9 protein-coding genes are annotated in these 12,744 nt (G+C 69.8%); 7 read left to right on the top strand and 2 right to left on the bottom strand.

Annotated elements, in window-relative coordinates; genetic code table 11:
• Window positions 1–36 precede the first annotated feature (36 nt).
• Both DZA62_RS25845 and DZA62_RS25840 read left to right on the top strand, forming a co-directional pair.
• Window positions 37–771, top strand: a complete 735-nt coding sequence (locus DZA62_RS25845) for a FadR/GntR family transcriptional regulator (protein WP_198664193.1) — start codon at window positions 37–39, stop codon at window positions 769–771.
• Between the two features lie 22 nt (window positions 772–793).
• Window positions 794–3,022, top strand: coding sequence for a sialate O-acetylesterase (locus tag DZA62_RS25840; protein ID WP_116951828.1), 2,229 nt, complete (start codon window positions 794–796; stop codon window positions 3,020–3,022).
• Here DZA62_RS25840 and DZA62_RS25835 read toward each other — a convergent pair.
• A complete protein-coding gene (locus DZA62_RS25835; RefSeq protein WP_116951827.1) occupies window positions 3,009–4,013 on the bottom strand; it encodes a GDSL-type esterase/lipase family protein in 1,005 nt (334 codons plus the stop codon). The two genes, DZA62_RS25840 and DZA62_RS25835, sit on opposite strands and share 14 nt — an antisense overlap.
• A 157-nt stretch (window positions 4,014–4,170) precedes the next feature.
• A complete protein-coding gene (locus DZA62_RS25830) occupies window positions 4,171–4,821 on the bottom strand; it encodes a FadR/GntR family transcriptional regulator (protein ID WP_198664192.1) in 651 nt (216 codons plus the stop codon).
• A 268-nt stretch (window positions 4,822–5,089) separates the two neighbouring features.
• On the opposite strand from DZA62_RS25830, the gene DZA62_RS25825 reads away from it, so the two are divergent.
• The 5 genes from DZA62_RS25825 (at window position 5,090) to DZA62_RS25805 (ending at window position 12,710) form a co-directional block, all read left to right on the top strand.
• The gene (locus DZA62_RS25825) at window positions 5,090–7,000 is read left to right on the top strand and encodes a sialidase family protein (RefSeq protein WP_198664191.1); all 1,911 of its coding nucleotides are present in this window, start codon (window positions 5,090–5,092) and stop codon (window positions 6,998–7,000) included.
• A gap of 97 nt (window positions 7,001–7,097) precedes the next feature.
• On the top strand, window positions 7,098–8,036 hold the full coding sequence (locus DZA62_RS25820; protein WP_116951918.1) for an ABC transporter permease: 939 nt from the start codon (window positions 7,098–7,100) through the stop codon (window positions 8,034–8,036).
• 104 nt (window positions 8,037–8,140) lie between these two features.
• Window positions 8,141–9,010: a carbohydrate ABC transporter permease gene (locus DZA62_RS25815; RefSeq protein ID WP_116951825.1), complete on the top strand. Its 870-nt coding sequence runs from the start codon at window positions 8,141–8,143 to the stop codon at window positions 9,008–9,010.
• 78 nt (window positions 9,011–9,088) lie between these two features.
• Window positions 9,089–10,750, top strand: coding sequence for an extracellular solute-binding protein (locus tag DZA62_RS25810; protein ID WP_116951824.1), 1,662 nt, complete (start codon window positions 9,089–9,091; stop codon window positions 10,748–10,750).
• Window positions 10,751–10,790: 40 nt separating this feature from the next.
• The gene (locus DZA62_RS25805) at window positions 10,791–12,710 is read left to right on the top strand and encodes a sialidase family protein (RefSeq protein WP_198664190.1); all 1,920 of its coding nucleotides are present in this window, start codon (window positions 10,791–10,793) and stop codon (window positions 12,708–12,710) included.
• The last annotated feature ends 34 nt before the right edge of the window (window positions 12,711–12,744 follow it).

Genomic DNA, 12,744 nt, shown 5'->3' with positions numbered 1-12,744 from the left:
TACAGATCGGCACCGAGAGGGAGGTCGAGCCAGAGCGTGGCGACTCACCAGGACGACACGGAGCCGGACTTCCGGCGGTTGGACGACAGGGCTCCGCTGCACCGGATCGTGCAGCACGAGATCAGGGACTTCATCCTCAAGGAGGGCCTGCGCCCCGGCGATCCACTCAGGTCGGAGTCCGAGCTGGCCAGACTGTTCGGGGTCAGCCGCAACTCGGTGCGCGAGGCGGTCAAGGCGCTCGAGTCCACCGGCGTCCTCGAGACGCGCCGCGGCAGTGGCGTCTACATCCGCGACTTCTCCTTCGCCCCGCTGATCGACCACCTCCCGTACGGCCTCATGCAGGGCCAGCGCGCCCTGCGCGAGCTCGCCGCGCTGCGCAAGACCCTCGAGTCCGCACTCATCCCCGAAGCGATGCGGGCCATGACGCCGGAGAGCATCGCCGCGCTGCGGGAGACCCTGGAGACGATGCGGGAGCTCGCCGAACGAGGAGAGGGCTTCCCCGAGCAGGACCGGCGGTTCCACCAGCTGCTGTTCCGCGATCTCGACAACACGATGCTGCTGCGGTTGTTCGACCTGTTCTGGCTGGCCTTTCATGCGGCGGCTCCGCCGGCGCGCGGCCGCACGCCGATGGACGCCTACCGCGGCCACGCCGCCATCCTCGACGCGATTCTCAGCGGCGACCCCGACCAGGCACGAGAAGCGGTCCACGACCACTACATCGGCATCGAGTCCAAACTCACCGAGGACCCGGCGGCCGAGCCCACCCCGTAGTTCCACCCTCAGGAGGTCACCAGTGCCAGCCGACCGGACCTTCGCCCACTCCCCCGCCCGGGTCCGCCGGGCCGGCCGGCTGGCCGGCGGGTGCACCGCACTGGCAGTGGCCGCCGCGACCATGTCCGTCTCCGACGGCGTCGCCGCCGGACCATCCGCCGAGGCGTGGACGACCTCCTGCGACGCCGAGGCCGCCGGCTACCAGCTGGTACGCGTCCTCGATCTGCCCACCGCCGCGAACTGGCGCGACACGACGCCGCCGTATGCGTTCGACGACGCGGCCGGCCTCACCGGCGGCGTCGACCGGGTCGGTTACTGCCTGGAGCTCACCACCGAGACCGGCACGAACTGGGCGTGGGCGTCGATGGAGGCGCTGAGCGGCGAACCCGCGGACCTCGGCCTTCCGACCCGCATGGAGCAGTCGCGGCACCAGTTCGTCGACGACCTGACGGTCGCCTCCAACGTGCCCGGCGTCCAGCGGGCCGACGGCGGCTCCGGCTGGGTCGAGATGTGGCCGAATCAGTACGACGCGACGGGCTCCGGGCAGATTCCGGGTGCGTCCGGGACCGTCCGCGACGCCGACGACGCGGTCCTGTGGGCGAACGGGTACGGCTCCTTCCAGGTCCACGCGTTCGCCGACGCCGGCGACGCCCGTGGCCCGCGAGCCGCGGACGCCCCCACCGCGACGCCGGTGCTGGCCGTCAACGCCTTCACCACCGCCGGCCCCCAGACGATGGACGTCGGCATCGGCGTCGGCCCGGGCGACGATCCCGACTGGACCTCCGCCCAGAACGCCGGCGACTACACCGCCCGGCGGCTCAGCGTCTACGCCCGGCCCTCCCTGGTCCGAGTCGACGCCGCCCCGGCGTCGCGGCAACTGGTCCCCCGGCCGGGCCGGACCGCCACCAGCGTGTCGGTGCCGGTCAGCGGAGTGGCGACCGACCCGTCCGTCACCACGGTCGAGCTGCGGACCACGCGCGACGGCCGTCAGACGATCCAGCGGGCCGACGTGTCACCGGCGGCGCCGCGGTTCTCGTTCAGCGTCACGCTGCCGGTGGCACTGACGTCGACCGATCTGGAGCTCGTCGCGCTCACCGGCGACGGCGCCGGCACCCGCGTCGCTCGCGCGGTCGACGTCGTCGCCGGCGACGTCATCGTCGTGCAGGGCCAGTCCAACGCGCAGGCCGGCCGGCAGCCGAACTCGACCTCGTCGGAGGCGGATCGGTCTCGGTGGGTGCGCACGTTCGGCACGTCCAACAACAACAACCCGCGGCTGGCCGCCGCCGTCGGCGGATGGACGTACGCCATGGGCGACAACATCCAGCGGGTCGCGGCGATCGGCCAATGGGCGGTCCGGATGGGACAGCTGATGTCGAACGAGCTCGGCATCCCGATCGCCATCGTCAACGGGGCACGTGGCGGCCAGCCGATCAGCTACTTCGCCCGTGACGACAGCGACCCCGCCGATGGTGGCACCAGCTACGGGATGCTGCTGCAGCGCCTCACCCGGGCCGGCCTGACCGGGCCGGACGCCATCGACCTCATGCTCTGGTACCAGGGTGAGGCGGACCGCGACGACGCGGCGGCGCACGTCGCCGGGTTCACCGAACTGGTCGCCGACTGGCGCGAGGACTACGGCGCGGAGCTGCCGGTCTACGTCCATCAGGTGCGGAACTCCCCCTGCGATCAGGCGCTCCCGGTGGCGCTGCGAGACGCCCAGCGGCGGCTGCCGGACACCATCGCCAACCTCCGGGTGCTGTCGACCACCGGACTCAACGGCCACGACGGATGCCACTTCGACTACGTCGACGGCTATCGCACGCTCGGCGAGCACAACGCGGCCATGATCCTCGACGACCTGTACCGCCCGGGCGCTCCGACGGTCGCGCCGCCCGGCCCCAGAGCGGCGCACCGGGTCGATGACGACCCGAACCAGGTGGTGGTCACGCTCCGCTCCCCCGCCGGCCCCCTGGTCGTCGAGGACGGCGCCGCCGCGGACTTCCGGGTGCCGGGCACCGTCGTGGAGTCCGTGCGCTGGCAGCGGGGGCGCGGCCTGGTGCTGACACTCGACCGGCCGGTACCCGCCGACGCCACCGTCGCGTACCTCGCCCACCGCCGCGCCGGCCCACGCGTGGTCGACGCCCTCGGCATGGGTCTGCTCGCCTTCCAGCTCCCCGTCGGCCAGGACCGGCCCGCCGATCCGGCTTCCGGATCCGGCTTCCGGATCCGGCTGAGCGTCAGCCGGACGTGAGCGCGAGGTCCAGTGCCGCACCGATCCGCGTGGCCATGGTCCGGTAGCCGTGCGGGCCGGGATGCAGCCCGTCGGCGAGCAGGTCCGCCTCTGACGGCCGGAGGATGGACGTGCCGTCGACGAGGTGCAGGTCGCCGTCGTCGGCGGACAGGTCGGCGACCACCTCGTGCACCCCCTCCCGCAGGTCCGCCAAGGTCATTCCGGCCGCGTTGGTCACCGTCTCGCGCTCAGGGCTGGCGATGGGCGACATGACGACGATCGGCGTCCGCGTGTGGGCGTCGCGGACGCGGGCGACGAAGTCGGCGACCCGTCCCCGCCAGGTGCGGCGGCTGTAGGTGCCGGCACCGTAGACGTTGATGCCGAGGCACAGCGAGATCAGGTCGGCCGGCTCGGCGCGGATGGTGTCCGCGGCGACGGGGTCGAGGTGGCACTGGCCACCGAACCCGAGGCACAGCAGATCCCACCCTCGCGCCCGGGCGACGAGCGCCGGCCAGGTCTCGGCCGGGCCGGATGCGTGGCGGCACTGCGTGATCGAGCTTCCGTAGCAGAGCCAGCGTCGTGGCGCCGGTTCCGCCGGCAGTACGGCCCCCGCCGCATCCCGCAGCCGCACCTCCGCCAGGCGCGTCTGCCCGTGCTGCGGGAGCCACAGCTCGATCGCCGCCCGCCGCCCCGGGAGGCCGAACGCGACCTGGTTCGCCCCCGCCACCAGCCGCGCTCGCTGCGCCAGCTCACCGTCGACGAGCAGATCGAGCGGCGAGGGGTCCTCGGTGGCGATGTCGAGCTCGACGGTGAGCTCGCGCGCCTCGCTGGTCAACGCCGCCCGGACACCGGCGGGCGCCATGGCCTTCTCGAACAGCTCGGGAGCGTAGGCGCGCCGCTCCAGGCGCGGTGGCAGCCGCCACGGCTGGCGCCAGCGGCCGGCGGCCTCCCAGCTCACCGCGCCGAGCCACAGGTCCGGGCGGTCCATGGGGTCGAGGTCGACGTCGGTCATGGCGTCAGCACCGGATCGCTGAGGCGCGTGCGGGCATCGGTGTGATCGGGATACACGTTCGGAACTCTCCCTGGTCGCTTTGCAGGTCGTAGAGCTCCCACCCTGGTGGGCGGGGTGGACGGCGCCGAACGGCGCGGCTCGCTTCCTGGTCTCCGGGTCAGCTCTCGAGTCGCTCCTCGATGTCGGCGTAGTGCTGCCGGATGGCGTCACGTGCGCGCTCGACGTCGCCACTGAGCACCGCGTCGAGGACCACCTCGTGGCTGCGATGCCCGACCTTCAGATCGTGATCGGGAATCGCCTCGGAGCTGCGGTGGAAGGCCTGCCAGAACAGGTCGAACAGGTGCAGCAGCATCTCGTTGCCGAGGTCGACGAAGAGCAGTTGGTGGAACTCGCGGTCCTGGGCGGCGTAACCCTCGCCGCGCGCGGCGCGATCGCCCATCTCGGCCAGCAGCACGCGCAGCGCCTCGACGGTCTCCGGTCGCAGTGCGGCCATCGCGTCGCCGATCATCGCCGACTCCAGCGCTTTGCGCAGGGCGAGCAGATCGCGCAGCGCGCGCGTGCCCACCATGAGCCCGTACGGCAGATGATCGAGTAGCGGTGCGAACGAGAAATCGCGTACATAGGTACCGCTGCCCTGACGGATCTCCAGCACACCGGTCGACTCCAGCGCCTTCACCGCCTCGCGGACCGAGGTTCGGCTGACACCGAACAACCGCGCCAACTCCGATTCCGGCTTCAGCGGATCGCCCGGGCGGAGTTTGTTGGTGATGACGTAGCTCCGGATCTCGTCCTGAACGGTCCGATGCAACGGCGGCGACCGTCGCAGCCGTCGGAACGGCGGATCGATCGCAGGCAGTTCAGTCACTCGCTCTGGCCTCCCCTTGACAGCACCACGGTGCCACTCTACGGTTCAGAAACCTGTAGGACATCGTACGTAACAATCGCTGTCATCGCAGCCGGACAACCTCGCTCATCCGGCTCGATCGGCGCGTCACCTGCTTGACCTCCCTGAGTTCGATGTTCGGCGCGGCCATGCCCGGCCGGCCGGCAGGACCGAGCGGAAGGAACACATGTCAATGACGACAACACGACGCCGGCGGCTGCTCGTCGCCCATACCGGCGCCATCGCGCTCGCGGCGGCCGCGGCCCTTGCCGGTGCGCCAGCCTCGGCAACCGACGCCGATGCCGCCGACGCCGCCGCCGCCGAGGCGACCCGCACCACGGTGTTCACCCGCGGCGAGGGTGGCTACCACACGTTCCGGATCCCCACGCTGGTCGAGGCCTCCGACGGCACGCTCCTGGCGCTCGCCGAGGGCCGGGTCACCGACCCGGACGACTGGGGCGACATGGACATCGTGCTCAAGCGGTCGACCGACCGGGGCACCACCTGGGGGCCGATCCAGGTGGTCGCCGACACCGGCGCAGACCGATGGAGCAACCCCGTCGCGGTCGTCGACGCGTCCACCGGGCGGATCATCGTCAACACCATCCGCACCGCGGCGGACGACGGCGACGAACTCGAATGCGGCCGGGCGCCGGTGCGCTCGAACATCCTGTACAGCGACGACAACGGCGCGACCTGGTCGGAGCCGAGGGACATCACCGACGAGGTGAAACCCGATCACTGGCGGAACATCGCCCCCGGGCCGGGTCACGGCATCCAGCTCACCCAGGGCGAGCACGCCGGGCGGCTGGTCATCCCCGGCCGGCACAGCTATGTGCATCCGGGTCAGGAGTGCACCAACCTCACCGGCGCCGGCGGCCACGCCCTGCTGAGTGACGACGGCGGGCAGACCTGGCGGGTCGGTGCGGTCGACGAGCAGGGCATCGAAGCCCTCCGGCCGAACGAGGTGTCGGTCGTCGAACTGGCCGACGGCCGTCTCTACTTCAACGCCCGCGACCAGGGCAGCACCCCGGGCCAGCGCGTCGACACCACCAGCAGTGACGGCGGCGAGACGTTCGACGAGCCGTACGACGCGGTGAACGGCGTCGTCACCTCGATGATCCAGGGATCGGTGACCCGGCTGCCGGCCGCGAGCGGGAACCGCCGCGACCGGGTGATCCTCTCCATCACCAACCACCCGACCTCGCGCGAGAAGCTGACCCTGTTCTCCAGCTTCGACGACGGCGAGACCTGGACGCCCAGCTACGAGGTCTATGACGGACCGGCGGCGTACTCGGACGTCGCTGTGCTCGGCGATCGTCCTGGCAACCGGGAGATCGGCGTTCTTTACGAGAGCGGCGAACGCCTCTACCCCGGTGACCCCGACCAGACCTACCACCACGACATCACCTTCGTGCGCGTGCCGGAGCGCCGTCTCGACCTGCGCACACCCCCACCGGCCGTCACACCGGACACCGCCGGCGACAACGACGCGCTGATCAGCGGCGTCCCGAAGATCGTGCCCGGCACGTTCGGCAAGGGTTTGTCGCTCGCCGGCGATTTCGCGGAATTGCCGCTCAACGACGACCTCTCCTTCGGGACCGAGCCGTTCACCGCCGCCGCCTGGTTCCGCACCGACTACCTCGCCAACAACCAGGCGATCCTCTACGCGCACGGCCGATTCGGGCCGCGGTGGTGGATCCAGGTCGAGCCCAACAACGGCAACGTGATCCGGGCCCAGCTCTCGACCGACAGAGGGTCCACCCGGACGCTGACGGCACCGGGCGACTTCGTGGACGACGAGTGGCATCACGTGGCGCTGGTACGCGACGTCGACGGCGTCGCTCTGTACGTCGACGGTGCACTGGCCGCCACCGGCGCGTCGATCGGGGCCGGCTCGGTCTCCGCCGGCGCGCGCACCGGGATCCGCGTCGGCGCCCGCGTCGACGGCATCCACGCCCAGTTCGTCGGCGGCGTCGACGAGGTGTGGCTGTTCGACACCGCGCTGAACGCCGAACAGGTCGCCGACCTCGCCGCCACCAACTCGGTCCAAGGCGCCACCCCCGTGACCCACCTCCCGATGAACCAGATCGTCCGACGGTGACGCACGTCCGGCCGGTCCCGGTCACAGCCGGGACCGGCCGGCCACGAAGCGTCCACGAGAGAGGCCAGCATGTCGGCTCGCACCCAAGGCGGTGATCATGGCGTCGCAGGTCGTTGACGACCACACCATTGCGCGGCGACGGAGAGTCCGGCCCGACCTGCTGCTGGTCGGGATCGGGCTGCCGGGCGGGATCGCGTTGATCCTGTTCCAGTACTTCCCGCTGGCTTTCAACGTGATCGCGTTCCAGGACTACCAGCCGTATCTCGGCATCGGCCAGTCGTCATGGGTGGGGTTCCAGAACTTCTCATTCCTCTGGGACGGCAACCCGCAGTTCCTCAACGCGCTGACGAACACGCTCATCCTCACCTTGATCCAGACGGTGCTGGTGTTCCCGATCCCGCTGGCGTTCGCGCTGATGCTGAACTCGCTCGCCGGCGAGCGGCTCAAGCGGCTCCTGCAGTCGGTCCTCTACCTGCCGCACTTCATGTCGTGGGTGATCGTCGTCGCGCTGTTCCAGCAGATGCTGGGCGACGCCGGGATGCTCAACACCTTCCTGATCCAGAACGACTTCGACATGGTCCAGATCATCGGCGTGCCCGACCTGTTCAAGACCTTGCTCACCAGCCAGATCATCTGGAAGGACACCGGCTGGGGAACGATCATCTTCCTGGCCGCACTGTCGCAGATCGACCAGGAGCAGTACGAAGCGGCCGCGGTCGACGGCGCCGGGCCGTTGCGCCGGATGTGGTCGATCACGCTGCCGTCGATCCGCGGTCTGTTCATCCTGCTGCTGATCCTGCGGCTCGGGAACAGCCTGTCGGTCGGCTTCGAGCAGATCATCCTGCAGCAGGGACCGGTCGGCCTCGAGGCCAGCGAGGTGCTCGACACCTGGGTCTACAACAACGGGATCATCGGCGGCAACTGGAGCATGGCGTCGGCCGTCGGCCTGTTCAAGATGATGGTCGGCATCGTGCTGGTGATCGGCGCGAACAAGCTGGCCCACCTGTTCGGCGAACGGGGGGTGTACGAGAAATGACCGTCACCGATTCCACCACTCGTCGCGGCGATCGCGGCGCCGCACGTCGCGGTGATCGCGCCCCCGCTCGACGTCGGGGCAAGCCGGCCAAGCGGCCGGTGTGGATGGAGACACCCAAGCCGCTGGTCCAGGCGATCAAGTTCATCGCCCTGCTGGTCTCGGTCGTGCTCGTGATCGTGCCGTTCTGGACGGTCATCGCGACGTCGTTCGCCGACGAGGAGACGATCAACGCCAACGCGGGCGGCATGGTGATGTGGCCGACCGGCTTCACCGTGAGCTCGTACGAAGCGCTCCTCAACGGCGGCGTGGTCACCCGCGCTCTGGTCATCTCCGTGCTGGTGACCGTGGTCGGAACGCTGCTGTCGCTGGCCGTCACCGCGTGCCTCGCCTACTGGTTGTCCCGGCCGGGGGCGCTGGGCGCCAAACCGATGCTCCTGCTCGTGCTCGGCTCGGTGTTGTTCTCGCCCGGACTGATCCCCAACTATCTGGTGGTCAAGGAACTCGGGCTCCTGGACAACTACTGGTCGCTGATCCTGCCGGTCATGGTCAACGGGTTCAACGTGATCGTGATGCGGGCGTTCTTCCAGAACCTGCCCAGGGAACTGTTCGAGTCCGCGGCGATCGACGGCGCGTCCTCGGCCACCGTCCTGGTCAAGATCGTGCTGCCGCTGTCGAAGGCGGTGCTCGCGGTGATCGGACTCTTCTACGCGGTGGCCTACTGGAACGCGTTCTTCAACGCGCTGCTCTACATCCAGTCGGCGGACAAATGGCCCATGGCCCTCGTCCTTCGCACGTTCGTCGTCAACCAGACCACCATCGGCGGTGACCAGGTCGGTGCGACCGAGGCGCTGCCCCCTCAGCTGTCGCTTCAGATGGCGATCCTGGTCATGGCGACGGTCCCGATCCTGATCGTCTATCCCTTCCTCCAGAAGCACTTCGCCAAGGGCGTCATGATCGGCGCGGTGAAGGGCTGACTCGTCCCCGTCGACTTCCGTCCCAACTGCAACGACGCATCCGGGCTCCGGCCTGGCAGAGAAAACGGAGACCACGACATGTCCACACCCACGTTCGGCCGCCGCCGCTTCCTCCACGGCGCCGGCAGCCTGGCGCTGCTGGCCGGCACCGGGAGCCTGCTGTCCGCCTGCAACGACTCCGGTGCGCCGAGCAGCAACCAGGCCGACGCCAACCGCGGCGCGGAGCTGCCGACCTACCGGCGCTTCGCCGGCGCCGAACCGGATCTCCCCGGCAACGACACCGGCGTCGACGACGCGTACCGGAACTTTCCGGCGGAGCAGCTGAGGTCGGTGGCGGAGACACCGGGCAACGGAGGCACCGTCTCCGGCATGGCGAACATCTTCTACGCGATTCCGCCGGGCCCGGACCGGAACGCGTTCTGGGCGGACCTCAACGAGCGACTGGGGGTCGACCTCGACCTGCGGATGGTGCCGAACGCCGACTACCCGACGGTGTTCCAGACGGTGATCGCCGGCGGCGACCTGCCGGACCTGGTGATGATGAGCCCGCCGCCGAACCGGATCCCGAACCTGCCTCAGCTGCTCGGGGCCCAGTTCAGCAACCTCTCGGACCACCTGTCCGGCGATGCGGTCCTGGACTATCCGAACCTGGCGAACCTCTCCACCGACTCGTGGCGGTCCACCGTCTACAACGGCGGCATCTACGGCGTCCCGATCCCGCGCGGCCGCACCCACAGCTACCACTTCATCCGGCAGGACCTGTTCGAGAAGTACGGCGTCCCCGTCGAGCTGAAGGGCTACGACGAGTTCGCCGAGGCGATGAAGGCTCTGACCGATTCCAGGCAGCGCCGGTTCGCGCTCAGCCGGATCCTGCCGACGATGAAGCTCCTCGGCCGGATGAACAACGAGCCGAACAACTGGCGCGAGGAGGGCGGCAGTTTCACCAGGAGTTACGAGACCGAAGAGTTCAGGCAGACCGTCAGCGACATGACCGAGCTGTGGGAGGCGGGCGTGGTCCACCCGGACGCGTTCTCCGACACGCAGCCGTTCAAGCAGCTGTTCAACGCCGGCGCCTGCGCCGTCAACGCCTCCGACGGCTACGGCGGCTGGACCCAGTACATCGTGGACAACAAGGACAACCCCGAGTTCGAGCTCGGCCTCCTGCCGGTCTACACCCGCGACGGTTCAGAGCTGGCGCCGTGGGCGTACGGCCCCGGGCAGTACTCCTTCGCGGCGATCAAGCAGCAGGACGACGAGCGCCTGACGATGCTGCTCCGGGTCCTCAACTGGCTGGCGGCGCCGTTCGGCACGCAGGAGTACACCTACCGCTTCTACGGCGAGGAGGGGCGCGACCACACCCTCGACGCCGACGGCAACCCCGTGCTGACGGCCGAGGGAACGGCGAACACAGTGCTCCCGATCCGCTACCTGGCCGACTCCCCGTCGCCGATCTTCATGCCGGGTCGCCCGCAGGACGCCGACTACCAGCACGAGTTCCAGTCGAGGGTGCTGCCGAACGGCGCGGCCGACCCGACCGTGGGGCTGTTCTCGAACACCAACGCCAGCAAGAACGCCGCCATCGACAAGGCCTTCAACGACGGCGTGAACGAGATCATCCAGGGCCGCAAGCCGATCGGCGACCTCGACTCCCTGGTGAGCGACTGGCGCAGCGGCGGCGGAGACCAGATCCGCGCCGAGTACGAGGAGGAGCTGCAGAAGGCGGGCGGTGTTCCGAGTTGATGTCAGCGACCGAGCGAACCGAACGGAGGAGCCCATGCCGATGACGACACGACGGCGGCCGCTGGCAGCGGTGCTCGCCGGACTCACCGCCCTCACCACGATGGCCGCCTTGTGCGGTGCTCAGGCGTCGGCGGTGGACGCCGGCGAGGCGGCGAGGACCGGCGCCGGCGAGGCGAGCACACTGACCCGCACGACCGTGTTCACCCGCGGCGAAGGTGGCTATCACACGTTCCGGATCCCGTCCCTGGTCGAGTCCCCGGACGGCACGCTGCTGGCGTTCGCCGAGGCCAAGGTGACCGACCCGGACGACTGGGGCGACATGGACATCGTGCTCAAGCGCTCCACCGACGGCGGCGCCACCTGGGGGCCGATCCAGGTGCTCGTGGACGACGGCCCGAACAAGTGGAGCAACACCGTGGCCGTGGTCGACCACGTCAGGGGCCGCGTCGTGGTCAACACCTACCGCTACGACGGCGACGCCGTGGGCGAGGACTTCGAATGCGGACGGGCGTCCGTGGGCGCCTTCACGATCTACAGCGATGACGACGGTGCGACGTGGTCGCAGCCCGTGGACATCACCGCACAGATCAATCCTGGCAACTGGCGGATGTTCTCGGCCGGCCCCGGGCACGGGATCCAGCTCACCCAGGGCGAGCATGCCGGGCGGCTGGTCATCCCGGGCCGGCACAGCTATGTGCGCCCCGGTCAGGAGTGCACCGACCTCACGGGCGCCGGCGGCCACGCTCTGCTGAGTGACGACGGCGGGCAGACGTGGCAGGTCGGGGCGGTCGACGAACAGGGCATCGAGGACGTCCGGCCGAGCGAGATCGCGGTCGTCGAGCTGGCCGACGGCCGTCTCTACTTCAACGCCCGCGACCAGGGCAACACCCCGGGCCAGCGCGTCGACGCCATCAGCAGCGACGGCGGCGAGACACTCGACGAGCCGTACGACGCGGTGAACGGCATCGTCACGTCGAAGGTCGAGGGCTCGGTCACGCGACTGCCCGCCACCCGCACGAGCCGCCGCGACCGCGTCGTCCTCTCCGTGCCGAACCACCCGACCTCGCGCGAGAAGCTGACCCTGTTCTCCAGCTTCGACGACGGCGAGACCTGGACGCCCAGCTACGAGGTCTATGACGGACCATCGGCCTACTCGGACCTGGCCGTCCTCGACGCGGGACACGGACGCCGCGACATCGGCGTTCTGTACGAGAGCGGCGAACGCCTCTATCCGGGTGACCCCGACCAGACCTACCACCACGACATCACCTTCGTCCGGGTGCCCGAGAGGCGACTCGACCTGCGCACACCCCCACCGGCCGTCACACCGGACGCCGCCGGCGACAACGACGCGCTGATCAGCGGCGTCCCGAAGATCGTGCCCGGAACCTTCGGCAAGGGTTTGTCGCTCGCCGGTGACTTCGCGGAACTGCCGCACAACGACGACCTCTCCTTCGGCAGCGAACCGTTCACCGCCGCCGCCTGGTTCCGCACCGACTACCTCGCCAACAACCAGGCGATCCTCTACGCCCACAGCCGCACCGGGCCACGGTGGTGGATCCAGGTCGAACCCAACAACGGCAACGTCATCCGGGCCCAGCTCTCGACCGACCAAGGGTCCACCCGGACGCTGACGGCACCGGGCGACTTCGTGGACGACGCATGGCACCACGTGGCACTGGTACGCGACGTCGACGGCGTCGCCCTCTACGTCGACGGTGCACTGGCCGCCACCGGCGCGTCCATCGGGACCGGCTCGGTCTCCGCCGGCGCGCGCACCGGGATCCGCGTCGGCGCCCGCGTCGACGGCATCCACGCCCAGTTCGTCGGCGGCGTCGACGAAGTCTGGCTCTTCGACACCGCGCTGAACGCCGAACAGGTCGCCGACCTCGCCGCCACCAACTCGGTCCAGGGCGCCACCCCCGTGACGCATCTCCCGATGACACGGATCACCCGATAGCTGACCTGCCGATCGTCCAGAAGGGACATTCATG

The sequence above is a fragment of the Jiangella endophytica genome (assembly GCF_003427025.1).
GTDB lineage: Bacteria > Actinomycetota > Actinomycetes > Jiangellales > Jiangellaceae > Jiangella > Jiangella endophytica.
Note: the sequence above shows the minus strand (reverse complement) of the source record. Positions and strands in the feature narration are given on the sequence as shown.